Source organism: Pseudomonas sp. RP-B7, assembly GCF_059803535.1.
In genome coordinates this window covers 182130-208043 of the sequence record NZ_JAPFHC010000007.1, presented here as the reverse complement: position 1 = coordinate 208043, position 25914 = coordinate 182130, and the positions used below count along the sequence as shown (strand labels likewise).

21 protein-coding genes are annotated in these 25914 nt (G+C 55.0%); 17 read left to right on the top strand and 4 right to left on the bottom strand.

Features of this window, described 5'->3' with window-relative positions:
* Positions 1–104: 104 nt before the first annotated feature.
* From OPU96_RS09750 to OPU96_RS09735, 4 genes are all read right to left on the bottom strand, one after another.
* Positions 105–845, bottom strand: a complete 741-nt coding sequence (locus OPU96_RS09750; RefSeq protein WP_192298680.1) for a YciK family oxidoreductase — start codon at positions 843–845, stop codon at positions 105–107.
* Positions 846–935: 90 nt separating this feature from the next.
* A complete protein-coding gene (gene mupP / locus OPU96_RS09745; protein WP_226455354.1) occupies positions 936–1607 on the bottom strand; it encodes an N-acetylmuramic acid 6-phosphate phosphatase MupP in 672 nt (223 codons plus the stop codon).
* Positions 1608–1611: 4 nt separating this feature from the next.
* Positions 1612–2310 (bottom strand): bifunctional 2-polyprenyl-6-hydroxyphenol methylase/3-demethylubiquinol 3-O-methyltransferase UbiG, encoded by a 699-nt coding sequence (gene ubiG / locus OPU96_RS09740; RefSeq protein WP_192298682.1) that lies wholly within the window; start codon positions 2308–2310, stop codon positions 1612–1614.
* Positions 2311–2374: 64 nt separating this feature from the next.
* On the bottom strand, positions 2375–3706 hold the full coding sequence (locus OPU96_RS09735; protein WP_498559015.1) for a TRZ/ATZ family hydrolase: 1332 nt from the start codon (positions 3704–3706) through the stop codon (positions 2375–2377).
* A gap of 109 nt (positions 3707–3815) precedes the next feature.
* Here OPU96_RS09735 and mtnA point away from each other — a divergent pair, with 109 nt between their 5' ends.
* From mtnA to OPU96_RS09650, 17 genes are all read left to right on the top strand, one after another.
* Entirely contained in the window at positions 3816–4892 is a 1077-nt protein-coding gene (mtnA, locus tag OPU96_RS09730) for an S-methyl-5-thioribose-1-phosphate isomerase (RefSeq protein ID WP_498559014.1), read from the top strand.
* Between the two features lie 303 nt (positions 4893–5195).
* Positions 5196–7850, top strand: a complete 2655-nt coding sequence (gene gyrA / locus OPU96_RS09725) for a DNA gyrase subunit A (protein WP_226455357.1) — start codon at positions 5196–5198, stop codon at positions 7848–7850.
* Between the two features lie 243 nt (positions 7851–8093).
* Positions 8094–9179 carry a 3-phosphoserine/phosphohydroxythreonine transaminase gene (gene serC / locus OPU96_RS09720; protein WP_226455358.1) on the top strand — a complete coding sequence of 362 codons (1086 nt, stop codon included), beginning with the start codon at positions 8094–8096 and terminating at the stop codon, positions 9177–9179.
* The gene (gene pheA / locus OPU96_RS09715) at positions 9179–10273 is read left to right on the top strand and encodes a prephenate dehydratase (RefSeq protein WP_003172650.1); all 1095 of its coding nucleotides are present in this window, start codon (positions 9179–9181) and stop codon (positions 10271–10273) included. Before serC ends, pheA begins: the two co-directional genes overlap by 1 nt.
* A gap of 9 nt (positions 10274–10282) precedes the next feature.
* Complete coding sequence (gene hisC / locus OPU96_RS09710) at positions 10283–11395, top strand: histidinol-phosphate transaminase (RefSeq protein ID WP_192298687.1); 1113 nt, start codon at positions 10283–10285, stop codon at positions 11393–11395.
* 28 nt (positions 11396–11423) lie between these two features.
* Positions 11424–13634, top strand: a complete 2211-nt coding sequence (locus tag OPU96_RS09705) for a bifunctional prephenate dehydrogenase/3-phosphoshikimate 1-carboxyvinyltransferase (protein ID WP_226455441.1) — start codon at positions 11424–11426, stop codon at positions 13632–13634.
* Positions 13631–14320, top strand: a complete 690-nt coding sequence (cmk, locus tag OPU96_RS09700; protein ID WP_192298688.1) for a (d)CMP kinase — start codon at positions 13631–13633, stop codon at positions 14318–14320. The genes OPU96_RS09705 and cmk overlap by 4 nt, the downstream gene beginning before the upstream one ends.
* A 120-nt stretch (positions 14321–14440) precedes the next feature.
* Entirely contained in the window at positions 14441–16129 is a 1689-nt protein-coding gene (gene rpsA / locus OPU96_RS09695) for a 30S ribosomal protein S1 (RefSeq protein ID WP_192298689.1), read from the top strand.
* 316 nt (positions 16130–16445) lie between these two features.
* Positions 16446–17108, top strand: coding sequence for an acetyltransferase (locus OPU96_RS09690; protein ID WP_226455359.1), 663 nt, complete (start codon positions 16446–16448; stop codon positions 17106–17108).
* A 234-nt stretch (positions 17109–17342) separates the two neighbouring features.
* Entirely contained in the window at positions 17343–17639 is a 297-nt protein-coding gene (gene ihfB, locus OPU96_RS09685) for an integration host factor subunit beta (protein ID WP_192298691.1), read from the top strand.
* A 9-nt stretch (positions 17640–17648) separates the two neighbouring features.
* On the top strand, positions 17649–17888 hold the full coding sequence (locus tag OPU96_RS09680) for a hypothetical protein (RefSeq protein ID WP_498559017.1): 240 nt from the start codon (positions 17649–17651) through the stop codon (positions 17886–17888).
* A 281-nt stretch (positions 17889–18169) separates the two neighbouring features.
* Positions 18170–19450, top strand: coding sequence for a GNVR domain-containing protein (locus OPU96_RS09675; RefSeq protein WP_192298692.1), 1281 nt, complete (start codon positions 18170–18172; stop codon positions 19448–19450).
* Positions 19451–20614: 1164 nt separating this feature from the next.
* Positions 20615–21892, top strand: a complete 1278-nt coding sequence (gene tviB / locus OPU96_RS09670) for a Vi polysaccharide biosynthesis UDP-N-acetylglucosamine C-6 dehydrogenase TviB (protein WP_305392285.1) — start codon at positions 20615–20617, stop codon at positions 21890–21892.
* 57 nt (positions 21893–21949) lie between these two features.
* On the top strand, positions 21950–22975 hold the full coding sequence (locus OPU96_RS09665) for an NAD-dependent epimerase/dehydratase family protein (protein ID WP_498559013.1): 1026 nt from the start codon (positions 21950–21952) through the stop codon (positions 22973–22975).
* A 47-nt stretch (positions 22976–23022) separates the two neighbouring features.
* Positions 23023–23427, top strand: a complete 405-nt coding sequence (locus tag OPU96_RS09660) for a sugar 3,4-ketoisomerase (RefSeq protein ID WP_226455363.1) — start codon at positions 23023–23025, stop codon at positions 23425–23427.
* A gap of 92 nt (positions 23428–23519) precedes the next feature.
* Positions 23520–24650, top strand: coding sequence for a DegT/DnrJ/EryC1/StrS family aminotransferase (locus OPU96_RS09655; protein WP_226455364.1), 1131 nt, complete (start codon positions 23520–23522; stop codon positions 24648–24650).
* Positions 24647–25909, top strand: coding sequence for an O-antigen translocase (locus OPU96_RS09650; protein ID WP_498559012.1), 1263 nt, complete (start codon positions 24647–24649; stop codon positions 25907–25909). Before OPU96_RS09655 ends, OPU96_RS09650 begins: the two co-directional genes overlap by 4 nt.
* The last annotated feature ends 5 nt before the right edge of the window (positions 25910–25914 follow it).

Sequence of the window (25914 nt, the reverse complement as noted above, 5' to 3'; positions counted from 1 at the left end):
CCCCCCCCCCCCCCCCCCCCCCCCCCCCCCCCCCCCCCCCCCCCCCCCCCCCCCCCCCCCCCACACAGACCCCTCCCACATTTAGTTTTATGGTGTGTCAGTTGTTACTGCGCGTCGAACGCCTGGCCGTTGATGCCAGCGCTGTCCGGCCCCATCAAGTACAGGTACACCGGCATGATCTCTTCTGGCGCAGGCCGTTCCATCGGATTTTCCCCTGGATAGGCCTGGGCGCGCATGCTGGTGCGTGTGCCACCTGGGTTGATGCTGTTAGAGCGTACCGCTGCCACATCCTCAAGCTCGTCCGCCAGGGTCTGCATCAAGCCCTCAGTGGCAAATTTCGACACACCATAAGCCCCCCAGTACGCCCGACCCTTACGCCCGACGCTGCTGGAGGTGAACACCACCGACGCATCCTGGGACAGCTTGAGCAGCGGCAGCAGGGTGCTGGTGAGCATGAACATCGCGTTGACGTTCACGTGCATCACGCGCATGAAATTCTCGCCGGACAACTGTTCGATCGGCGTACGTGGGCCGATGATCGAGGCGTTGTGCAGCAGGCCGTCGAGGTGACCGAATTCCTTTTCGATCATCGCAGCCAGCTCATCGTATTGATGGGGCAGGGCGGTCTCCAGGTTGAACGGGATCACCACCGGCTGGGGGTGGCCGGCCGCTTCGATTTCGTCATACACCTGGGCCAGGTTGGCTTCGGTCTTACCCAGCAACAGCACGGTGGCGCCATGGGCGGCGTAGGTTTTCGCCGCCGCCGCGCCAATCCCGCGACCGGCGCCGGTCACCAGGATCACCCGGCCTTTGAGCAGTTCTGGACGCGCAGAGTAATCAAACATAAATAGCCTCGACAAAATTCACAGTGATACAGCGCTCAATGTGCAAGCCAGCTCCCACATGGAATCGGTGTTTTTGAGATTCTTGAGCAATCAGCAACTGCACAGCGCGCTATCGAGCACTTTGCGCAATTCCAGCGGGTGATCCACCACGACATCGGCGCCCCAGTTACGCGGGTTGTCGTCCGGATGGATATAACCGAATGTGACCGCCGCCGTACGGGTGCCGGCGTCGCGACCGGACTCGATGTCGCGCAGGTCATCGCCGACGAACAGCACGCTGGCTGGGTCCAGGTCGAGCATTTTGCACGCCAGGATCAGGGGCTCGGGGTCGGGCTTGCTGTTCTTCACGTGGTCCGGGCAGATCAACAGCGCCGAGCGCTCGGCCAGGCCCAACTGCTGCATGATCGGTTCGGCAAAGCGCAGCGGCTTGTTGGTGACCACGCCCCAGACCAGCTTGGACTTTTCGATGTCTGCCAGCAGTTCGTCCATGCCGTCGAACAGTTTGCTGTGGATCGCACAGCCCTTGAGGTAACGCTCCAGGAATTCCAGGCGCAACTCTTCAAAACCTGGGGATTCGGGGTCCATCGAGAAGGTCACGGCCACCATCGCCCGCGCACCGCCGGAGATTTCATCGCGGATGTGCTGGTCGTTGATCGGCGCCAGCCCGCGGTCGGCGCGCATCGCCTGGCAGATGGCGATAAAGTCCGGCGCGGTGTCCAGCAGTGTACCGTCCATGTCGAAGAGAACTGCTCGCAACTTCACAGGCTTATTCCTCGCGCAGGGTCTGGATCATGTAGTTGACGTCAACGTCGCTGGCCAGCTTGTAGTGCTTGGTCAGCGGGTTGTAGGTCAGGCCGATGATGTCCTTGACGGTCAGCCCGGCCTGACGGCTCCACGCGCCCAGCTCGGACGGGCGGATGAATTTCTTGAAGTCATGGGTGCCGCGCGGCAGCAGCTTCATGATGTATTCGGCGCCGATGATCGCGAACAGGTAGGCCTTGGGGTTGCGGTTGATGGTGGAGAAGAACACCTGGCCGCCAGGCTTGACCATGCGGAAGCAGGCGCGGATCACCGAGGACGGGTCAGGCACGTGTTCGAGCATCTCAAGGCACGTGACCACATCGAACTGCTCGGGCATTTGCTCGGCGAGATCTTCGGCGGTGATCTGGCGGTATTCGACGTTCACGCCGGATTCCAGCTGGTGCAACTGAGCCACGGCCAGAGGCGCTTCGCCCATGTCGATGCCCATCACCGTGGCGCCGCGCTGGGCCATGGCTTCGCTGAGGATGCCACCGCCGCAACCAACGTCCAGCACCTTCTTGCCGGCCAGGTTGACACGTTCGTCAATCCAGTTGACCCGCAGCGGGTTGATGTCGTGCAGGGGTTTGAACTCGCTTTCGCGGTCCCACCAGCGGTGGGCCAGGGCTTCAAACTTGGCGATTTCGGCGTGGTCGACGTTGCTCATGGTGCATCCTCTAAATCTGATAAATCGGTTTGTCGGTCTTGAACGTACCGCTTCAAGGCCGGCGTTATTCGCTATGCCCGCCGATGCGTTGGCCCCAGGCGATGGCCGTGGCGGTCAACTGTTGTTCATCCATGCGGGTCAATTTCCGGTCGTCGAGCAACTGCTTGCCGGCGACCCAGAGATGTTTCACGCAATCGCGTCCGGTGGCATATATAAGTTGTGAGACCGGATCGTAGATCGGTTGTTGCGCCAGCCCCGACAGATCGAAGGCGACCATATCCGCCGCCTTGCCGACTTCCAGCGAGCCAATTTCGCTTTCCAGGCCCATGGCGCGCGCACCATTGAGTGTGGCCATGCGCAAGGCGCGATGGGCATCCAGGGCGGTGGCCGAACCGGCGACGGCCTTGGCCAGCATCGCGGCGGTGCGGGTTTCGCCCAGCAGGTCGAGGTCATTGTTGCTGGCGGCGCCATCGGTGCCGATCGCCACATTCACCCCAGCCTGCCACAGACGCTCCACCGGGCAGAAGCCGCTGGCCAGTTTCAGGTTGGATTCCGGGCAATGGATGACGCTGGTGTTGCTTTCTACCAGCAAAGCCAGGTCGGCCTCGCTGATTTGGGTCATATGAACGGCCTGGAAGCGCGGGCCCAACAGCCCGAGGCGGGCCAGGCGTGCCAGTGGGCGCTCGCCGGTCTGCTCGACAGCTTGCTGCACTTCGAAGGCGGTTTCGTGAACGTGCATATGGATTGAAGCATCCAGCTCTTCGGCCATGACCCGGATCTTTTCCAGGTTTTCATCGCTCACGGTGTACGGTGCGTGGGGGCCGAAGACGATGTTGACGCGGGGGTGATGCTTGAGGTCGCCGAACAGCTCGACGCCCTGGCGAATCGCCTCGTCGGCGCTGCTGGCGCCGGGAATCGGGAAGTCGAGGATCGGAATTGCAATCTGCGCGCGCATGCCGCTGTTGTGCACGCAGTCGCTGGCCACCTTGGGGTAGAAGTACATGTCGCTGAAGCAGGTAATGCCGCTCTTGAGCTGCTCGGCGATGGCCAGGTCGGTGCCGTCGCGCACGAACGCTTCGTCGACCCACTTGGCTTCGGCGGGCCAGATGTGTTTTTCCAGCCAGGTCATCAGCGGCAGGTCGTCGGCCAGGCCGCGAAACAGGCTCATTGCCGCGTGCCCGTGGGCGTTGATCAGGCCAGGGCTGAGCAGCATGCCCGGCAACTCACGGACCTCGGTGGCCGCCAGTTTCAGCGCCGTCGCCCGTGGGCCGATAAACGCGATGCGCCCGTCGCGGATGCCTAGGGCGTGGTCCTTGAGCACCACGCCGGCAGGTTCGACAGGCACCAGCCAGGTCGGCAGCAACACCAAGTCGAGCGGGGCGGCAGTGGAGGTCATCGCGGGCTTCTTCCCAGGCAGCTATAAAAGAAGGCCGAAGTATACCCGAGCGTCCTGGCTGGCGGATCGCTATAATGGGCGGCTTTTGTTCATGAGTGCGGAGTAAGGGATGCGCGATCGACTGTTGGCTGCGGAGAAAGTGAAGGCCATCGATTGGCGTGATGGCGCGCTGTACCTGCTCGATCAGCGTGCCTTGCCGTCCCGGGAAAGCTGGGTCGCGTGCTCCACGGTTGAAGCCGTGGCCGCCGCGATCCGTACGATGGTGGTGCGGGGCGCGCCAGCCATTGGTATCAGTGCCGCCTATGGCCTGGTGCTCGCCGCCCGTAAGCGGATTGCCGAGGGGGGTGACTGGCAGGCCGCCTGGGAAGAAGACTACGCACTTTTAGCCGACGCCCGCCCCACTGCGTCGAACCTGTTCTGGGCGTTGAAGCGCATGCGTGACCGTCTCGATCGCGTCAAAAAGCACGCCGATCCGCTGGCGATGCTGGAGGCCGAAGCGATTGCGATCCATGAAAGTGATCGCGAGGCCAACCTGACCATGGCCCAGCTCGGCGTCGAGTTGATTCGCAAGCACCAGGGCAATGCCCAGGCGATCCTCACCCATGGCAATGCTGGCGCACTGGCCACCGGCGGCGTCGGCACGGCGCTTGGGGTTATTCGTGCGGCCTTTTTGGAGGGCATGGTCGAGCAGGTTTATGCCAATGAAACCCGGCCCTGGCTGCAAGGTTCGCGGCTGACCGCCTGGGAGCTGGCGGGCGAGGGTATCCCGGTGACGGTGAACGCCGACTCGGCCGGTGCGCATATCCTCAAGACCAAAGGCGTGACCTGGGTCATCGTCGGCGCCGACTGCATTGCCGCCAACGGTGATGTGATCAGCAAGATCGGCACTTACCAGCTGGCTGTATGCGCGATGCACCATGGCGTGCGTTTCATGGTCGTGGCGCCGAGTTCTACCCTGGACCTGATGATGGCCACTGGCGATGATGTTGCCCTGGAAGAGCGCGATGCCGGTGAGTTGCTCGAAGTCGCCGGCCAGCGCTTCGCGGCGGATGTGGCAGCCTTCAATCCGGTGTTCGACGTGACCCCGGCCGACCTGATCGACGTGATCGTGACCGAAAAAGGCGTGGTCGAACGGCCGGACGCTGCCAAGCTGGCCAAGTTGATGTGTCGTAAGCGCCTGCATTAAGCCAATTTGCCCCCGGAAACGGGCTTGGATCCAGCTCTGAGCCCCTCTCGTCGCCCTCAAGCCTGTCATCCGTCAACTTACTATGCTCCATGCGCATCAGGGGGATAGGTGCGTGGCGGCGATTGTGATAACATCCGGCGGTTTCCAAGGCCGCCCCGAGGGGTGGCCTATAACGTGCAGATCCGTGTCATAACTCGTTGATTTGTCGTAAGTCGTTGTCAGGCACCGTGCCGGCAGCGGCGAGCTTCGTTCGTCCCATATGGATGTGACGAGGTTTCACCCGAAAAAGGAATCAGGCTTCTCATGGGCGAACTGGCCAAAGAAATCCTCCCGGTCAATATCGAAGACGAGCTGAAACAGTCCTACCTCGACTACGCGATGAGCGTAATTGTCGGTCGGGCACTGCCTGATGCGCGCGATGGCTTGAAGCCCGTGCACCGGCGTGTGCTGTTCGCGATGAGCGAGCTGGGTAACGACTGGAACAAGCCGTACAAGAAATCTGCCCGTGTTGTCGGTGACGTGATCGGTAAGTATCACCCTCACGGCGACACTGCGGTGTACGACACCATCGTTCGGATGGCCCAGCCGTTTTCCCTGCGTTACCTGCTGGTAGACGGTCAGGGCAACTTCGGTTCGGTCGACGGCGACAACGCCGCGGCCATGCGATACACCGAAGTGCGCATGACCAAGCTGGCGCACGAGCTGCTGGCCGACCTGCATAAAGAAACCGTGGACTGGGTGCCGAACTACGACGGCACCGAAATGATCCCGGCTGTCATGCCAACCAAGATTCCCAACCTGCTGGTCAACGGTTCCAGTGGTATCGCCGTGGGCATGGCGACCAACATCCCGCCGCACAACCTCGGTGAAGTCATCGACGGTTGCCTGGCCCTCATCGACAACCCCGAGCTGACTGTCGACGAGCTGATGCAATACATCCCCGGTCCGGACTTCCCGACTGCCGCGATCATCAATGGTCGCGCTGGCATCATCGAAGCCTACCGCACCGGCCGCGGCCGCATTTACATGCGCGCCCGCTCGATGATCGAAGACATCGACAAGGTCGGTGGTCGCCAGCAGATCGTCATCACCGAACTGCCGTACCAGCTGAACAAGGCGCGTCTGATCGAGAAGATCGCCGAGCTGGTCAAAGAGAAGAAGCTCGAAGGCATCACCGAGCTGCGCGACGAGTCCGACAAAGACGGTATGCGCGTGGTGATCGAGCTGCGTCGTGGCGAAGTGCCTGAGGTGATCCTCAACAACCTCTACGCCCAGACCCAGCTGCAAAGCGTGTTCGGCATCAACGTGGTTGCACTGATCGATGGCCGCCCGCGCATCCTGAACCTCAAGGATCTGCTGGAAGCCTTCGTCCGTCACCGTCGTGAAGTGGTGACCCGCCGTACCGTATTCGAACTGCGCAAGGCCCGCGAACGCGGCCACATCCTGGAAGGCCAGGCGGTTGCGCTGTCGAACATCGACCCGGTGATCGCTCTGATCAAGGCCTCGCCAACCCCGTCGGAAGCCAAGGAAGCGCTGATCAGCACGCCTTGGGAATCCAGCGCCGTGGTGGCGATGGTTGAGCGTGCCGGTGCCGACTCGTGCCGTCCGGAAACCCTGGACCCGCAATACGGCCTGCGCGAAGGCAAGTACTTCCTGTCGCCGGAACAGGCCCAGGCCATCCTGGAACTGCGCCTGCACCGCCTGACCGGCCTGGAGCACGAGAAGCTGCTGGCCGAGTACCAGGAGATCCTCAACCAGATCGGCGAGTTGATCCGCATCCTCAGCAGCGCTGTGCGCCTGATGGAAGTGATCCGCGAAGAACTGGAAGTGATCCGCGCCGAATACGGCGACGTGCGCCGCACCGAGATCCTCGATGCACGCCTCGACCTGACCCTGGGTGACATGATCCCGGAAGAAGAGCGCGTCGTGACCATTTCCCACGGTGGCTACGCCAAGACCCAGCCTTTGGCTGCGTACCAGGCCCAGCGTCGTGGTGGTAAAGGTAAATCGGCTACCGGCGTGAAGGATGAGGACTACATCGCTCACCTGCTGGTCGCCAACAGTCACACCACGCTGCTGCTGTTCTCCAGCAAGGGCAAGGTGTACTGGCTGAAAACCTACGAAATCCCGGAAGCCTCCCGTGCCGCCCGTGGCCGTCCGCTGGTCAACCTGCTGCCGCTGGACAGTGATGAATACATCACCACCATGCTGCCGGTGGAGGAATATACCGAAGGTCACTTCATCTTCATGGCGACCGCCAAAGGCACCGTGAAGAAGACCCCGCTGGAGTCCTTCAGCCGTCAACGCAGCGTGGGCCTGATCGCCCTGGAGCTGGATGAAGGCGACGTACTGATCTCTGCGGCCATCACCGATGGCGAGCGTGAGGTCATGCTGTTCTCCGACGGCGGCAAGGTAACGCGCTTCAAGGAATCCGACGTGCGTGCCATGGGCCGTACCGCCCGCGGTGTGCGCGGCATGCGCCTGCCGGAAGGGCAGAAGCTGATTTCGATGCTGATCCCTGAAGAAGGCAGCCAGATCCTCACCGCTTCGGCGCGTGGTTATGGCAAGCGGACCGCCATCAGCGAGTTCCCGGAGTACAAGCGTGGCGGCCAGGGCGTGATCGCCATGGTCAGCAACGACCGCAACGGCCGTCTGGTCGGTGCGGTCCAGGTGCTCGATGGCGAGGAAATCATGCTGATTTCCGACCAGGGCACCCTGGTGCGTACTCGTGTGGCCGAAGTGTCGAGCCTGGGCCGTAACACTCAGGGCGTGACGCTGATCAAGCTGGCCAGCGACGAAACCCTGGTGGGCCTGGAGCGTGTCCAGGAGCCATCGGAAGTCGAAGGCGAGGAGCTGGAAGGTGAAGAGTTTGACGGCGAGGTGATCGCAGCAGGCGATGACAACGTTGACGAGCCAACCCTCGACGCTGCCGCAGGCGAAGAAGAACCGCAGGAATAAGCGGACACACAGGGGGCGGATGAAGATTCGCCCCCTTGTTGTTTGTCCCTTGTGAAATAACACATCCTTTGGCTGGATGCGGTCAATGTGGGAGCTGGCTTGCCTGCGATGGCAGCGCCGCGGTATCACTGCGATACCGAGGTGCCCTTATCGCAGGCAAGCCGGCTCCCACGGGGATTCGCTCCAGAGAAAGGTTGTTGCCGAACATGATTGCAGCCCCACCAGATCAGAGTGAGATTGGATGTGAGCAAGAGAGCCTATAACTTCTGTGCCGGTCCCGCGGCGCTTCCTGAAGCAGTCCTGCAGCGTGCGCAGGGTGAACTCCTCGACTGGCATGGAAAAGGCCTCTCTGTGATGGAAATGAGCCATCGCAGCGATGAGTTCGTATCCATTGCCAACAAGGCCGAGCAGGACCTGCGCGACTTGCTGGACATCCCATCCAATTACAAAGTGCTGTTCCTGCAAGGTGGCGCCAGCCAGCAGTTCGCCCAGATCCCGCTGAACCTGCTGCCGGAAGACGGCACTGCCGACTATATCGACACCGGTATCTGGGGGCAGAAGGCCATTGAAGAGGCCTCCCGTTACGGTCACGTGAATGTGGCGGGCACTGCCAAGCCCTACGATTACTTCGCGATTCCAGGTCAGAACGAATGGAAGCTGTCGAAGGATGCGGCCTACGTGCACTACGTCGCGAACGAAACCATCGGAGGCCTGGAGTTCGACTGGGTACCGGAAGTGGGCGACGTTCCGCTGGTGTGTGACATGTCTTCTGACATTCTTTCGCGCCCGATCGATGTGTCCAAATACGGCATGATCTACGCCGGTGCGCAAAAGAACATCGGCCCGAGCGGCATCCTGGTCAATATCGTCCGCGAAGACCTGCTGGGTCGCGCCCGTTCGCTGTGCCCGACCATGCTCAACTACAAGGTCGCGGCCGATAACGGCTCGATGTACAACACTCCGCCGGCTTTCGCCTGGTATCTGTCCGGCCTGGTGTTCGAGTGGCTCAAAGAGCAGGGCGGTGTGGCTGCCATGGGCAAGCTGAACGAAGAGAAGCAGCGCACCCTGTACGACTTCATCGACGCCAGCGGCCTGTACAGCAACCCGATCAACCGCACTGACCGCTCGTGGATGAACGTGCCGTTCCGTCTGGCTGATGATCGCCTGGACAAGCCGTTCCTGGCCGGTGCCGACGCGCGTGGCCTGCTGAACCTCAAGGGTCACCGTTCGGTCGGCGGCATGCGCGCCTCCATCTACAACGCCGTCGACATCCATGCGATCAACGCGCTGGTTGCCTACATGGCAGAGTTCGAAAAGGAACACGGCTAATGTCTGAGCAAGAACTCAAGGCTCTGCGCGTGCGCATTGACAGCCTGGACGAGAAAGTCCTGGAGCTGATCAGTGAGCGTGCGCGCTGCGCCCAGGAAGTGGCACGGGTGAAGATGGCGTCCCTGGCTGAAGGCGAGGTGCCGGTGTTCTATCGTCCCGAGCGTGAGGCCCAGGTGCTCAAGCGCGTGATGGAACGCAATAAAGGCCCGCTGGGCAACGAAGAGATGGCGCGGTTGTTCCGCGAAATCATGTCTTCGTGCCTGGCTCTGGAGCAGCCGCTGAAAGTGGCTTACCTCGGCCCTGAAGGCACCTTCACCCAGGCGGCAGCCATGAAGCACTTTGGCCACGCCGTGATCAGCAAGCCGATGGCGGCGATCGATGAAGTGTTCCGCGAAGTGGCGGCGGGGGCGGTGAACTTTGGCGTGGTCCCGGTGGAAAACTCCACCGAGGGCGCGGTCAACCACACCCTGGACAGCTTCCTTGAGCACGACATGGTGATCTGCGGTGAAGTCGAACTGCGTATCCACCACCACTTGCTGGTGGGTGAGAACACCAAGACCGACAGCATCAGCCGTATCTATTCCCACGCCCAGTCCCTGGCCCAGTGCCGCAAGTGGCTGGATGCGCACTACCCGAATGTCGAGCGCGTGGCGGTGTCCAGCAACGCCGAAGCGGCCAAGCGGGTCAAGGGGGAGTGGAACTCGGCGGCGATTGCCGGTGATATGGCTGCGGGCCTGTACGGCCTGACGCGCCTGGCCGAGAAAATCGAGGATCGCCCGGATAACTCCACGCGTTTCCTGATGATTGGCAGCCAGGAAGTGCCGCCGACTGGCGACGACAAGACCTCGATCATCGTTTCCATGAGCAACAAGCCCGGCGCGCTGCATGAACTGCTGGTGCCGTTCCACGACAACGGGATTGACCTGACGCGCATCGAGACCCGTCCTTCGCGCAGTGGTAAATGGACCTACGTGTTCTTTATCGACTTCATCGGCCATCACCGCGACCCGCTGGTCAAGGGCGTGCTGGAGAAGATCAGCCAGGAAGCCGTGGCGCTCAAGGTGCTGGGCTCTTACCCGAAAGCGGTTTTGTGAGGCGTTAACATGAGTGGCAACTTTCTCGCCCTGGCGCAGCCGGGCGTGCAGCAACTGTCGCCTTACGTTCCGGGCAAGCCTGTGGACGAGTTGGCGCGTGAGTTGAACCTGGACCCGGCAAAGATCGTCAAGCTGGCCAGCAACGAGAACCCGCTGGGCCCGAGCCCCAAGGTGTTGGCGGCGATTCGTGAAGAGTTGGCCGAGCTGACCCGTTATCCCGATGGCAACGGTTTTGCCCTCAAGTCGCTGTTGGCAGAGAAGTGCCGGGTCGAGCTGAACCAGGTGACTCTGGGCAACGGTTCCAACGACATCCTTGAGCTGGTCGGCCGTGCTTACCTGGCGCCGGGCCTCAATGCGGTGTTCAGCGAGCATGCGTTCGCCGTCTACCCTATCGTTACCCAGGCGGTTGGTGCGGATGCGCGGGTGATTCCTGCGAAGGACTGGGGCCACGATCTGCCAGCGATGCTGGCGGCCATCGATGCACAGACCCGCGTGGTGTTTATCGCTAACCCGAACAACCCGACCGGGACCTGGTTCGATGCGCAGGCGTTGGACGATTTCCTGCAGGACGTACCGGAGCATGTGCTCGTCGTGCTGGACGAAGCCTACATCGAGTACGCCGAGGGCAGTGACCTGCCGGACGGCCTGGACTTCCTTGCGGCCTACCCGAACCTGCTGGTATCGCGCACGTTCTCCAAGGCCTATGGCCTGGCGTCGTTGCGGGTCGGTTACGGCCTGTCCACCGCAGTCGTCGCCGATGTGCTGAACCGTGTTCGCCAGCCGTTCAACGTCAACAGCTTCGCCCTGGCGGCAGCTTGTGCGGCGGTGAAGGATACCGAGTACCTGGAAGAAGGTCGTCGTATCAACCAAAGCGGCATGCTGCAATTGCAGGAAGGCTTCCGTGAGTTGGGCCTGGGCTGGATTCCGTCCAAGGGCAACTTCATCTGTGTCGACCTCGGCCAGGTGGCGGCCCCGGTGTTCCAGGGGCTGCTGCGCGAGGGTGTGATCGTGCGCCCGGTGGCCAATTACGGCATGCCGAACCACTTGCGTATCACCATTGGTTTGCCGGCTGAAAATGCCCGCTTCCTGGAGGCGCTGGCCAAGGTTCTGGCTCGTGGTTGATGTCACTGCATTGCAACCTGTCGTGCCTATGATCGGTCGCCTGGTGGTGGTCGGCCTGGGTTTGATCGGCGGCTCCTTTGCCAAGGGCCTGCGTGAAAGTGGGCTGTGTGGCGAAGTGGTCGGTGTGGACCTGGACCCGCAGTCGCGCAAGTTGGCGGTTGAGTTGGGGGTGGTGGATCGCTGTGAGGCGGACCTGGCGCTCGCGTGCCAGGGCGCTGATGTGATCCAGCTTGCCGTGCCGATCCTGGCGATGGAGAAGTTGCTGGCTCTGCTGGCGGGGATGGATCTGGGGCAGGCGATTCTGACGGATGTCGGCAGCGCCAAGGGCAATGTGGTGCGCGCGGCGCAACTGGCCTTTGGCGGCATGCCTGCGCGGTTCGTGCCTGGGCATCCGATTGCCGGTTCCGAGCAGAGTGGGGTGGAGGCGTCCAATGCGCAGCTGTTCCGCCGCCATAAAGTGATCCTGACGCCATTGGCGCAAACCGATCCGGCTGCGCTGGCCGTAGTGGATGGTCTGTGGCGCGCGTTGGGGGCGGATGTCGAGCATATGCAGGTCGAGCGTCATGACGAAGTGCTCGCTGCGACCAGCCACTTGCCGCATCTGTTGGCATTTGGCTTGGTGGATTCCCTGGCCAAGCGCAACGAAAACCTCGAGATTTTCCGTTACGCCGCCGGTGGCTTTCGCGACTTTACGCGGATTGCCGGCAGCGACCCGGTGATGTGGCACGACATCTTCCTCGCCAACCGCGAAGCGGTGTTGCGCACGCTGGATACCTTCCGCAGTGATCTCGACGCCCTGCGGGACGCGGTCGATGCAGGGGATGGTCATCAGTTGCTGGGCGTATTCACCCGTGCGCGGGTGGCACGTGAGCACTTCGGCAAGATTCTGGAGCGCCGGGCTTACGTCGAAACCGCTGTGAGCACCGATGAGCTGACCTTCGTCGCCAACCCGGGTGGGCGCTTGAGCGGGCGTATTCGCATGCCGGGTGACAAGTCGATCTCTCATCGCTCGATCATGCTGGGCTCGTTGGCAGATGGCGTGACCGAGGTTGAAGGTTTCCTCGAAGGTGAAGACGCCCTGGCGACCTTGCAGGCGTTTCGCGATATGGGCGTGGTGATCGAGGGGCCGCACCATGGGCGCGTGACAATTCACGGCGTGGGCTTGCATGGCTTGAAGCCTGCGCCGGGGCCGATCTATCTGGGGAACTCCGGTACGTCCATGCGCTTGCTGTCCGGCTTGTTGGTCGCGCAGCGTTTCGACAGCGTGTTGACGGGGGATGCGTCACTGTCCAGGCGCCCGATGAGCCGCGTGGCAGAGCCGCTGCGAAAAATGGGCGCGGTGATCGAGACTGGGCCTGAGGGGCGTCCGCCGTTGACCATTCGTGGCGGGCAGGTGTTGAAGGGCTTGAGTTACGCGCTGCCGATGGCCAGTGCCCAGGTCAAGTCCTGCCTGTTGCTGGCTGGGCTGTATGCCGAAGGCAAGACCGCAGTGACCGAGCCTGCGCCGACCCGCGACCATACTGAGCGCATGTTGCGAGGTTTTGGCTACCCGGTGGTGGTGGAGGGGGCTACGGCGTCGGTTGAATCCGGGCGTGCGCTGGTTGCTACCCGTATTGAAGTGCCAGGGGATATTTCCTCTTCGGCGTTTTTCCTGGTGGCCGCCACGATTGCCGAGGGTTCCGAGCTGGTGCTGGAACATGTCGGTATCAATCCGACGCGCACTGGGGTAATCGACATCCTGCGGCTGATGGGGGCGGACATCACCCTGGAAAATCCCCGTGAAGTGGGCGGCGAGCCTGTCGCTGATCTGCGTGTGCGCGCAGCGGTGCTGAAGGGTATCGACATTCCCCAGGCGCTGGTGCCGTTGGCGATCGATGAGTTTCCAGTACTGTTTGTCGCGGCGGCCTGCGCTGAGGGGCGAACGGTGTTGTGTGGGGCTGAAGAGCTGCGCGTGAAAGAGTCCGATCGTATCCAGGTGATGGCCGATGGTCTGCGGGTGCTGGGGGTCAAGTGTGAACCGACCTCAGATGGGATTATTATTGACGGTGGGTTGCTGGGTGGTGGTGAAGTCCATGCCCATGGCGATCACCGGATTGCAATGGCGTTCAGCGTGGCCTCCCTACGGGCGGCAGCGCCGATTCGTATTCGTGACTGTGCCAATGTTGCTACGTCTTTTCCGAACTTTCTTACACTGTGTGCCCAAGTCGGCATCCGTGTTGCCCAAGAGGCTCAATTGTGAATATCAAAGCACCGGTGATTACCATCGACGGGCCAAGCGGCTCGGGCAAAGGCACAATCGCCGGCATCCTGGCCAAGCGCCTGGGCTGGTGCCTGCTGGATTCCGGCGCGCTTTACCGCCTGCTGGCATTTGCTGCGCGCAACCATGGCGTCGATCTGACCAACGAAGAATCCTTGAAACTGCTGGCGGCGCATCTTGATGTGCAGTTCGTCGGGGCGACGGAAGGTCATCCGCAGCGCATCATTCTGGAAGGGGATGATGTGACCGATGATTTGCGCAACGAGCAAGTCGGCTCGTGGGCCTCCCAGATCGCCGCGCTGCCGGCCGTGCGTGATGCGTTGCTGCAGCGCCAGCGGGCATTTCAAGAGCCGCCGGGCCTGGTTGCCGATGGTCGTGACATGGGGACGGTGGTGTTTCCCGAGGCGCCCCTGAAGATTTTCCTGACCGCCAGCGCCGAGGAGCGGGCTCGCCGGCGCTACTTGCAGTTGAAGGGCAAAGTCGATGGTGTTAGTCTGTCGAGTCTGCTAGATGAGATCCGTGCACGCGATGAGCGTGACACCCAGCGTGCGGTAGCCCCGCTCAAGCCGGCGGCTGACGCCATACAGCTGGATTCCACGGAGTTGTCCATCGAGCAGGTGCTGGAACGCATCTTGAGTGAAATCGCCATTCGCGATATTGCCGGGTGATCAAGAAGGCCGCGGGGGACCAGTCATAGTCCTGCGGTGGCTTCTTTTAACTGAAATTGACCCACACCGTCTGGGGTGTGGAGATGGGCGTATTCTTCGCCCTTATCAACAGGAATTAAAATGAGCGAAAGCTTTGCGGAACTCTTTGAAGAAAGCCTAAAAACCCTGAACCTTCAGGCTGGCTCCATCATCACCGGTGTTATCGTTGATATCGATTACCAAGCTCGCTGGGTAACCGTTCACGCTGGTCTGAAGTCTGAAGCTCTGATCCCGCTGGAACAGTTCTACAACGATGCTGGTGACCTGACTATCAATGTCGGTGACGAAGTTCACGTTGCTCTGGACTCGGTTGAAGACGGTTTCGGTGAAACCAAGCTGTCCCGTGAAAAAGCCAAGCGCGCTGAATGCTGGATTGTTCTCGAAGCAGCCTTCGCAGCTGAAGAAGTGGTCAAGGGCGTTATCAACGGTAAGGTTAAAGGCGGCTTCACTGTCGACGTTAACGGCATCCGTGCGTTCCTGCCAGGTTCTTTGGTCGACGTTCGTCCAGTGCGCGACACCACGCACCTGGAAGGCAAGGAACTCGAATTCAAGGTCATCAAGCTCGATCAGAAGCGCAACAACGTTGTCGTTTCCCGTCGCAGCGTCCTGGAAGCAGAGAACTCCGCCGAGCGTGAAGCTCTGCTGGAATCCCTGCAGGAAGGCCAACAAGTCAAAGGTATCGTCAAGAACCTCACCGATTACGGCGCATTCGTCGATCTGGGTGGCGTCGATGGCCTGCTGCACATTACCGACATGGCTTGGAAGCGCATCAAGCATCCATCTGAAATCGTCAACGTTGGCGACGAGATCGATGTGAAGGTTCTGAAATACGATCGCGAACGCAACCGTGTTTCCCTGGGCCTGAAGCAACTGGGTGAAGATCCATGGGTTGCTATCAAAGCCCGTTACCCAGAAAGCACTCGCGTAACCGCGCGTGTTACCAACCTGACCGACTACGGCTGCTTCGCTGAGCTGGAAGAAGGCGTTGAAGGCCTGGTACACGTTTCCGAAATGGACTGGACCAACAAGAACATCCACCCTTCGAAAGTCGTACAAGTCGGCGACGAAGTGGAAGTTATGGTTCTGGACATCGACGAAGAGCGTCGTCGTATCTCCCTGGGCATCAAGCAGTGCAAATCTAACCCATGGGAAGATTTCTCTGGCCAGTTCAACAAGGGCGATAAAATCTCCGGCACCATCAAGTCGATCACCGATTTCGGTATCTTCATTGGTCTGGACGGCGGCATCGACGGCCTGGTTCACCTGTCCGACATCTCCTGGAACGAAGTTGGCGAAGAAGCTGTTCGTCGTTTCAAGAAGGGCGACGAGCTGGACACCGTTATCCTGTCGGTTGACCCAGAGCGCGAGCGTATCTCCCTGGGTATCAAGCAGCTGGAAAGCGACCCGTTCTCTGAATACGTTCAGGACAACGACAAAGGCGCAATCGTTAAAGGCATCGTGAAGGAAGTTGACGCTAAAGGCGCCATCATCACTCTGGCCGACGATATCGAAGCAACTCTGAAAGCCTCCGAAATCAGCCGTGACCGCGTTGAAGACGCGCGCAACGTTCTGAAAGAAGGCCAGGAAGTAGAAGCCAAGATCATCAGCGTTGATCGCAAGAGCCGTGTAATCCAGCTCTCCATCAAGTCGAAAGACGATGCTGAAGAGAAAGAAGCAATCCAGAGCCTGAAATCGGCTCCGGAAGGCGAAGCAGCAGCTGACACCACTATGGCTGCTCTGTTGCGTCAAGCAATGGCTAAGCAGAACTAAGTTCTGTAAGGCTTTAGAAAAAGGGCGACTTCGGTCGCCCTTTTTTGTGCCTGAAATTCGTTGGATCGCCAAATCAGAATAAATGTATTCTAGCTATGATGCTCATTTAGTAATGAGCGTACTTGAAAGTTGCGGAAACGTTAAGCTTTTGGAAGCTGGTCGAGGTTGAGTGTATAGAGGCGCGCAAAATAATTAGCTGATAGTTATTGTGATAAGTACTTTCAATAAGTAGTGGTGATATTGTCTGGTGGTATTGAATCGAATCGCGAGGCTGTCGTAGCACTCCCTCGGTAGTCGGTCAGTTTAGGAGTTGAGTATGGAAAAGATTGTAATTTTGGGGTCGTCCGGTCACGCCAAAGTCATTATCGATATTGTCGAAAAACAGGCGCGCTATGCAATTCTTGGCTTCGTAGACGATTTTAGGGCGCCCGGTGCTGAAACGCTTGGCTACCAGGTTCTTGGGTGTGAATCGGACCTCCCGACGCTCGTCGCACAGCACAGTATCAAGGGAATAGTTATTGCTATAGGAGATAATGCCGTAAGGGAGGATGTGGCAACTAGAGTTGCAGGATTGTGCCCTAGCTTAATGTTTGTCAATGCCATACATCCCAGCGCAATTATTGGGCGTGATGTTTCTATAGGCGTGGGTACGGTAATAATGGCGGGAGGGATTGTAAATCCGAGCTGCGAAATAGGTAATTTTTGTATTGTTAATACAAAAGCATCTTTGGATCACGATTCTACAATGCAGGATTTTTCCAGTCTGGCACCCGGTGTCAGCACGGGGGGCGGCTGCCGGGTGGGTAGGCTCGCAGCTGTGGGGATCGGCGCAAGCTTACGTCATGGTATTAGCATAGGCGAATGCGCAGTCGTTGGTGGCCAATCGATGGTGTTGGAGGATGTACCTCCTTACACCGTTGCATACGGTTCGCCGGCAAAAACTATCAGGTCCAGAGGGCGAGGCGAAAAGTACTTGTGAGGCGAGTTGTGCCTGAGTTCGACGTAACTGATTGCCTCCATATATTTCGTGGGGTAATCAGGCAGGGGTGAGCTTGGGTGCCTTGGAGTGAGGGTAGAAATTTTCCAGTAGCGGTGCTGCGCGATTTTTTGTCGGTATGCCAACTGAAGTCGGAGGACGGGCTTTTCAAAAGCATCAAGTCGTGCTAAAACCTTTGGAGCGCTGATCTAGCTGCTTGAAAAAGAAGGGAAAAATATGACGAAGTCGGAGTTGATCGAACGAATTGTCACCCATCAAGGGCTACTTTCATCCAAGGATGTAGAGCTGGCTATCAAGACTATGCTTGAACAAATGTCGCAATGCTTGGCTACTGGTGACCGTATTGAAATTCGAGGTTTTGGTAGCTTTTCACTTCATTATCGGGCACCTCGTGTGGGTCGTAACCCAAAAACCGGGCAATCTGTTAGCCTGGACGGGAAGTTTGTGCCTCACTTCAAGCCGGGCAAAGAGCTGCGGGATCGCGTGAATGAAGATGAAGACGAGGGTCTCTGAGTGAGTCTGCTGCCGAGGAGGTCGTCGGGTGCATTTGCACGCGTTTTCAAGGTTCTGATTGTATTGTCGCTCGTGCTGGCAGTGGCGACGTTTGTCTTGGAGAACCAGCAAAGCGTTACATTGTCATTTCTGGGGTGGCGTACGCCTGGCTTGGCGGTTTCTGCCTTCATGATCCTCTTTCTAATCGTGGGAATGATCGTCGGGCCAGTGATTGCTGTGGTTCTGAAGGCGAGTCGTCGCCGAGATTGAAGTTGTCGCTGGGGCTGAGCACAGAGCGACCCCATTCGCTGGGCGAGGTGGTTGATTCTGCTACAGGACTATTGAGCAATTCGCTTGAAGGAATTCTCCTACAGCCTTGTCAAGACTTGTATTGTTGTCGTTAGATGTCAAAATGCTAATTGTTCTCGAGAACAGGCTTTTTGTGGGCTTTAACAGCTAGGTGGGAGTTATAGCCGAGATGACACGCTAAAGAGCTACAAAATGCCTGCATAACGAGCCCGCAGTTTCATTCTTGAAGGCAGGTTTTTGTTGTGAGTAGTAGCTTTCGCACCCCGCAGATTTCCCCGGCTGAAGACATTCAATTTGCAGCATTTTTCCGATCCATATGGCGGCAAAAGAAGCTGATTTTGCTGGTTTCAGCGCTCTCGACCGCGATAGCGGTTCTATACGCTTTTGTAGCCACTCCCGAGTTTCAGGTTACGAGTGTTCTCCGACCTTCAGCAATTAATGAACTGGACGCTTTGAATCGTTCAGAAATCTATAAACTCCCACCTTCTGAGGCTTTGAATAAAGTTGGTGCGGCCCTTGAATCTTACGATATTCGTTTAGGTTTTTTTCGTGCTAACCCGAATTTATTCAAGAATTTTGTGCAGCCCGGTCGAACGTTAGAGCAAAGTTTCGAAGAGTTTAATCGTAACTCGATCAAGCTAATATTGCCAGATACTAAGAAAGCAGATTCGTTGAGTGCCTATATTAAACTTGAAATGACTTATCCGAAGGATATAGACGGTGTAGCGATATTGAATGGCCTCATTGATTATGCAATCTCAAATGAGCGTGAACAAATCGGTTCTGATCTTGAAGTTATCGTCAAAAATAGGATGGCAGAGCTAAACGGAAAGTTGGATGCAGCTCGCGCCAATTATGAGACAGAGAAACAAGCCAAAATTGCTTTGCTTGTAGAGTCTGACCTCGTAAAGCGTGCTCAATTGCAGGACGAGCTCAGTGCGCTTAGAGTCCAGTTAAAAACCAACCGTATGGAAAGAGTGGCGCAGTTGAACGAAGCTATTGTGATCGCAAAATCACTTGGCATCCGAAAGCCTGCAACGCCATCTTCTTTTGGTGATGCCATTCATGATAGTTCCACCAATATCATGCGTACAGAAATCAATAATCAACAAATACCTCTTTATTTTATGGGGGTTGAGGCTTTGGAGGCAGAGCGCACTGCGTTATTGCAGCGTAAGTCAGATGATTTCTCGGAAAAAAGAGTCTCGCTTATCGCTAAGGAGCTTCAACTGCTGCAGTCAAATCGGCAGATAGATGTTTTGAATCAGCGGAAAAATGAGGAGCTATTCTTGAGCGGAGTAGCCCCTATGCGCGCAGAAGCTGTTCGCTTGCAGAATTTAAATATCGATATGTCCAGAATCAAACTGGTCACTATCGATAAGCAAGCAATAGAACCCCTAAGCCCCATAAAACCCAAAAAAGCACTAATAATTGTCCTAGGGCTTATGTTGGGCTTAATATTTGGTGTTGTCTTTGCAGCACTGCGCGAATTTCTTTTTCTCAGAAAGCGACAATCAAGCTAAGTCATGTTGATGCTCTGAATACCTGAGGGGGATGCGATAGCAGCCTTGTCAGGTCTTTTGAAGTCGGTAGCGTAGAAGGTGTGGCTATTGGCTATATGCCATCATTCATCATTGTGGCTGACCTGGTCACCGTTCACCACTATTTCCGAAGCGGTGCCGTTGGTTGAATTGAGTTTGCAGCACTGGATCATTCGCTTAATATCACAGGTCTAGGTTGGCGGGTGAGTGGCCGGCCATTTTTTGGATATGTTTTGGTGATGCACCGGTTCGGGTCTGCATCCCTGTCAGAAAAATCCTCATATCGATAGCTGATGCAATAACCTCATAGGAAATTGATGTTAGTTAATGATTTATTGGAATGAACGGTTAAGGGTCGTGTCCAATAGCCATCATGCTGTCAGTACGAATCATTGGAATTGGGTTAAGCGCAGGCCTGAGGGGAGCGAACTTGCCGATGAAAACCTTCGGGGCAAGTGAAATATCTGGGTTGTGCCTGCGTTTGGAGCGAAATGCTTACTGGATGGATCGCCAGTAAATGGCTTTTGTTGGGGGGGGGGGGGGCTCTTGATTTGCCTCCTCGTTGACCTGCATAGGGTTCACTAAAATGTATGCAAGGGGTTGAGCTGGCAGTTGCTTTTACTCCTTCTCCTTGGGCGGCGGGCTTGTGCGTGATTCGAAATTTCAACGACCGAGGTCGCTTTAGAGATTCTTCTACATACGCTATGGTTAAGGAAATGCTCATATTGGATAGCACAACAGCTTATCGTGATTCCATTTTCATGACGTCAGATGGATGGCGCCGGGTGGTTTTGCTAATCAATGTGTTGAATTGGTCAGAGTGTTTTTCTGTCGGCAACGAGCTCGCATGCCCATACCGCGGAGGTAGGGGAGCCCTCGTTACTCAGCGCCGCATCGAGGGCTTAAATCCCGGGGCGGTAGCGTGTTGAAATTTGGGTTTGTGTACGGCACGGCATCAATGTTTTGGGATCTGTTGTGGTGTTTGAATGCTCTAAAGTGGTCCCAATCATGTGAGCATTCAATGTCAGAAAAATCCTTTAATCGATGATCAGAGAGATTTTCTAATTGAGTTGCTCATATTGAAGAGATTTTTCAACGAAAAAAACATAGAGCGATTATTTTAAACATTTATCACGGAATAAATACATGCTGTCACTTGAAGATATAAAGCTCGCTGTTGTTGGCTTGGGGTACGTCGGTTTGCCATTGGCTGTTGAGTTTGGAAAGCATCGTTCGGTTATTGGCTTTGATATAAATCAAGCTCGAATTGATGCTCTGAATGAAGGGCGTGATGGCACATTAGAAGTAAATGACGACGAGTTAAAAGCAGCAAAGCATTTAAGCTTCAGTGCTAAGTCAGATGTACTGAAAGGATGTAATGTTTTTATTGTCACCGTGCCAACTCCGATTGATCAGTATAATCAGCCAGATCTAACGCCATTGATTAAGGCATCAGAAACAATTGGACGAGTGCTTAAACAGGGGGATTTGGTTATTTATGAATCAACTGTTTATCCAGGCGCGACCGAAGAAGACTGCGTTCCGGTGCTAGAGAAATACTCAGGGTTGAAGTTTAACGTCGACTTCTTCGCCGGTTACAGTCCAGAGCGCATCAATCCTGGCGATAAGGAACATCGCGTAACGACTATTAAAAAAGTCACATCAGGTTCTACTCCGGAAGTGGCGGATATAGTAGATGCTTTATATCGACAAATTATTACCGCAGGAACTCATAAGGCAAGCAGCATAAAAGTTGCCGAAGCTGCCAAAGTGATTGAAAATACGCAGCGTGACCTTAATATTGCACTTATTAACGAGTTGGCTATTATTTTCAACAAGATGGGGATAGATACTGAAGCTGTCCTAGAGGCTGCTGGAACGAAGTGGAATTTTTTACCCTTCCGTCCAGGTCTGGTAGGCGGACATTGTATTGGCGTTGATCCTTACTATTTGACTCATAAAGCTCAGTCGATAGGCTATCACCCAGAAATTATTCTGGCTGGGCGCCGTCTGAATGACGGTATGGGTGCATATGTAGTTTCGCAATTAGTAAAGGCTATGCTTAAAAAGCGTATTCACGTTGATGGAGCAAAAGTGCTCATCATGGGCTTGACTTTCAAGGAGAATTGCCCCGATCTTCGCAATACTCGAATAGTGGATATTGTGCGTGAATTAGGTGAGTACAACATTGAAGTGGATGTGTATGACCCATGGGTAAATCCGTCAGAGGCTCAGCATGAATATTCCATTAGTCCAATAGCGGTTCCGGTGACTGATAGTTATGATGCAATAGTACTAGCAGTAGCGCACAACGAGTTTCGAGCAATGGGCGCAGAACGTATTCGCTCTTTAGGAAAGGCGAAACATATTCTATACGACTTGAAATATCTTTTAGATCGAGCCCAATCCGATATACGATTGTAATCAAGCAAGGAAGGCTTGACTTACTAGGGTCGGTATAAAATTTTAGGAGCGCAACCAATGACTCGTTATGAAAATGTACTGGAATCACTTATCCGTGCGCCGAAGACCTGGCTCATTACTGGTGTCGCGGGCTTTATAGGTTCAAATCTTCTTGAAACGTTGCTTAAGCTCAATCAGCACGTTATTGGGCTGGATAACTTCTCTACGGGTCATCATCGAAATCTAAAAGAAGTCCAACGGTCTGTAAGTGATGAGCAATGGATGCGTTTGAAGTTTATTGAAGGCGATATTAGAGATTTAAATTGTTGCCGTGAAGCATGTCACGCTGTCGATTATGTGCTTCATCAAGCGGCATTAGGTTCGGTTCCAAGATCTCTGAACGACCCCATCAGCACTAATCAGACCAATATTGACGGTTTCCTTAACATGCTGCTTGCTGCGCGTGATGCAGGTGTCAGTAGCTTCACCTATGCTGCAAGCAGTTCGACTTATGGTGATCATCCCGGGTTACCAAAAGTAGAGGACGTTATCGGAAATCCGCTATCCCCTTATGCTGTTACAAAATACGTGAACGAGTTGTACGCCGATGTGTTTGCACGCTGCTATAACTTTAATAGTATAGGTCTTCGTTACTTTAATGTGTTTGGCAAACGGCAAGATCCTGATGGTGCCTATGCGGCAGTTATTCCAAAGTGGGCCGCATCCATGATCAAGGATGAAACTATATTCATCAATGGAGATGGAGAGACAAGCAGGGATTTTTGTTTTATCGAGAATACTATTCAGGCAAATATACTCGCGGCAACTACCGAAGATCATGACGCGAGAAATCAGATTTATAACGTTGCTGTCGGTGGTCGTACAACGCTCAATAGTTTGTTTGTTGCGATGAAAAATGAATTGAATTTGAATGGAGTGGTTTATACAAAAGATCCGGTATATCGGGAGTTTCGTGATGGTGATGTCAGGCACTCGCAAGCAGACATCAGTAAAATAAAAACTAAGCTGGGGTATGCCCCTACTTACTCTATAGACGGAGGAGTGGAGAAGGCGATGCCTTGGTATGTTAAGTTTTTAAACTAATGACTTCATGATTCACTGATATATATGGCTGTGATGGGAGGGGCGTGATGAGTCTTGTAAAATGGATAGATTTTCAAACGTTAGGTGATGAACGAGGCAGTCTTGTTTCTATTGAGCAAGGTAAGATCGTTCCTTTCGAAATAAAGCGGGTTTATTATATTTATCGGACCGCTGAGGGCGTCAGTCGCGGTTTTCATGCTCACCGAAGCCTAAAACAAGTTGCAATATGCTTGGTGGGCAAATGCCGCATGGTTTTAGATAATGGCATCACACGTGAAGATGTCTGGCTCGATTGCGCGACAAAGGGAATACTCATCGAAGGTGGGGTGTGGCGCGAAATGCACGATTTTAGTGAGCAGTGCGTACTTTTGGTTCTGGCGAGTGCAGCCTACGACGAAGCAGACTATATTCGAGATTATGATGAGTTTTTGGAAGGTGCTTGTAAAAAATAACATATAATTTTTTATACGTATTTTATATTAAAGGCTTGTTCGGTGGTTGACAGTCGTGCAAGTTTCTTCAGGAAATTAATTGGATTATTCAAATGGTAGGCTTTCTCGATTTAAAAGGTATTAATTCTGCATATCGCGACGAGTTGATAAGTGCGTGCACTCGAGTGATCGACTCTGGATGGTATATTTCTGGAGCGGAAGTCAGTGCATTTGAGTCCGAGTTTTCTAATTATTGTGGTGTAGAGCATTGTGTCGGCGTTGCGAACGGCTTGGACGCGTTGACGCTGACTATAAGAGCATGGAAAGTGATGGGGCGCTTGAAGGATGGTGACGAAGTTATCGTGCCTGCGAACACTTACATTGCTAGTATTTTATCGATCACTGAGAATAATTTAGTTCCTGTTTTGGTTGAGCCCGATCCTGAAACATTTAATATATGCCCCAAAAATGTGGAGCAGGCTCTAACTAGTCGCACAAAGTTGATACTTCCGGTTCATTTGTATGGCCGTATTTGTGACATGGGCGCTGTAATGGCGATAGCAAAAAAACATAATCTTTTAGTACTGGAAGACTCCGCGCAATCTCATGGCGCGAGTGTCGATGGTAAAAAAGCTGGAAGTTGGGGAGATGCTTCAGCCTTCAGCTTTTATCCCGGAAAAAATCTTGGCGCGTTAGGTGATGCGGGCGCGGTAACTACCGATGATGAAGACCTAGCAGAGACGATCCGTGCCTTAGGGAATTATGGGTCAAAAGTAAAATACAACAACCTATTCAAAGGCGTTAATAGCCGCCTGGATGAATTGCAAGCAGCAATGCTGCGCGTGAAGCTTAGGTATTTGGATCGTGATACCAATAATCGTCGAAGCGTAGCGGCTGCTTATATGGCAGGGATAAAGAATGAATTACTGCAGTTGCCTTTTTCGGACGCGGTTGATGTTGAAAATTACTCGGGGCACGTTTGGCATTTGTTCGTTATTCGTTGCAAGGATCGGAAGGCCTTTCAAGAGCATTTGCGCTCCAACAATGTAGAGACATTGATACACTATCCTATCCCTCCTCATAAGCAACAAGCCTATGCAGAATGGTCCGACCTAAACTTTGAGGTTACTGAGGATATTCATGCTGAGGTTATTAGTTTGCCAATCTCGCCAAACATGGGTATGGACGATATTAAGTTAGTTATCCTTGCGTGTAATAGCTATATTGGCGCTACGATAGAATGACGTTTCTCAAAACTAGCTTGCTCAACGGAATAGCAGTTGCGGTTCGTATGCTCACATTGTTGGGTATCAATAAGATTCTTGCGATTTACGTCGGGCCGGTTGGGTATGCGGCCCTCGGACAATTCCAAAACGCGGTGCAAATGATTACCGCGTTTGCAAGTGGTGCGATTAATGCTGGTGTGACTAAGTACACTGCTGAGCATTTCGAGGATGAGGTTAAACAGCATACAGTGTGGAGGACTGCGGGAAGTATTTCTTTGCTGAGTTCGGTCATTACTGGTGTTGCTGTTGTCGTATTTAATAAAGAATTGGCGCTGTTTTTTTTAAATGATCGTGCTCTCGGTAGTGTCTTTGTTTGGTTCGCGATAACATTGGTACTATTCGTTTTGAATGCTTTGTTGCTTGCCGTTTTAAATGGTAAGAAGGAGATAGGTCGCTACGTCATATCGAATATAGCCGGAAGCTTGTTCGCGTTAGCAGTGACCAGTTGCATGGCAATTGCCTGGGGATTATATGGCGCTCTGGTAGCGTTGGCTGTTTATCAGTCGTTGAGTTTTTTTGTTACGTTGTGGCTTTCCTATCGCGCGCCTTGGTTTAAGTTTAAATACTTTCTAGGTCGAATTGACTCGGGGGTTGCGCGTGATTTGGCTAAGTATACGGCGATGTCATTGACCTCGGTAGCATGTGTTCCTCTTAGCCAAATTCTGGTTCGCAATCACATTGGGCAAAGTTTCGGTTGGGAGGCTGCAGGTTATTGGGAGGCGCTGACCAGATTAAGTGCGGCTTATTTGATGCTGATTACCACGACCCTGAGCGTATATTATTTGCCGCGGTTCTCAGAGCTTAAGAATTCCGATCAGATTCGTGCCGAGATAATCAAGGGCTATAAGATAATTTTACCTGTGGCTGCAGCAGGAGCGTTAATCATATACTTACTTCGCGAGCTAATTGTAAGTCTATTATTCACCCCTGAGTTCTTGCCCATGATCGATTTGTTTGCTTGGCAAATGTTGGGCGATGTATTGAAAATCGGCAGTTGGGTCCTGGCCTATTTAATGCTGGGTAAAGCAATGTTTAAGCTCTTTATGATTACGGAAGTTGTTTTTTCGTGCTCTTTTGTGCTGCTGTCTTGGGTTTTTACTCAACAGTTTGACCTGCAGGGCGTGACGATCGCTTATGCGCTTAACTATGCTGCTTATTGGGTTGTGATGGGAGTTTGTATGTCCCATAAACTTAAGTCATTAAATAAATTAGATTGAGTTTG

Bases quoted from the DNA above. Each gene is read 5' to 3' on its own strand.
- OPU96_RS09655 (WP_226455364.1), top strand. From the start codon at position 23,520: ATGGTAGGCTTTCTCGATTTAAAAGGTATTAATTCTGCATATCGCGAC.
- OPU96_RS09690 (WP_226455359.1), top strand. From the start codon at position 16,446: ATGGAAAAGATTGTAATTTTGGGGTCGTCCGGTCACGCCAAAGTCATT.
- rpsA (WP_192298689.1), top strand. From the start codon at position 14,441: ATGAGCGAAAGCTTTGCGGAACTCTTTGAAGAAAGCCTAAAAACCCTG.
- OPU96_RS09705 (WP_226455441.1), top strand. From the start codon at position 11,424: ATGATCGGTCGCCTGGTGGTGGTCGGCCTGGGTTTGATCGGCGGCTCC.
- hisC (WP_192298687.1), top strand. From the start codon at position 10,283: ATGAGTGGCAACTTTCTCGCCCTGGCGCAGCCGGGCGTGCAGCAACTG.
- OPU96_RS09735 (WP_498559015.1), bottom strand. From the start codon at position 3,706: ATGACCTCCACTGCCGCCCCGCTCGACTTGGTGTTGCTGCCGACCTGG.
- OPU96_RS09750 (WP_192298680.1), bottom strand. From the start codon at position 845: ATGTTTGATTACTCTGCGCGTCCAGAACTGCTCAAAGGCCGGGTGATC.
- OPU96_RS09650 (WP_498559012.1), top strand. From the start codon at position 24,647: ATGACGTTTCTCAAAACTAGCTTGCTCAACGGAATAGCAGTTGCGGTT.
- OPU96_RS09665 (WP_498559013.1), top strand. From the start codon at position 21,950: ATGACTCGTTATGAAAATGTACTGGAATCACTTATCCGTGCGCCGAAG.
- ihfB (WP_192298691.1), top strand. From the start codon at position 17,343: ATGACGAAGTCGGAGTTGATCGAACGAATTGTCACCCATCAAGGGCTA.
- gyrA (WP_226455357.1), top strand. From the start codon at position 5,196: ATGGGCGAACTGGCCAAAGAAATCCTCCCGGTCAATATCGAAGACGAG.
- mtnA (WP_498559014.1), top strand. From the start codon at position 3,816: ATGCGCGATCGACTGTTGGCTGCGGAGAAAGTGAAGGCCATCGATTGG.
- ubiG (WP_192298682.1), bottom strand. From the start codon at position 2,310: ATGAGCAACGTCGACCACGCCGAAATCGCCAAGTTTGAAGCCCTGGCC.
- OPU96_RS09660 (WP_226455363.1), top strand. From the start codon at position 23,023: ATGAGTCTTGTAAAATGGATAGATTTTCAAACGTTAGGTGATGAACGA.
- pheA (WP_003172650.1), top strand. From the start codon at position 9,179: ATGTCTGAGCAAGAACTCAAGGCTCTGCGCGTGCGCATTGACAGCCTG.
- tviB (WP_305392285.1), top strand. From the start codon at position 20,615: ATGCTGTCACTTGAAGATATAAAGCTCGCTGTTGTTGGCTTGGGGTAC.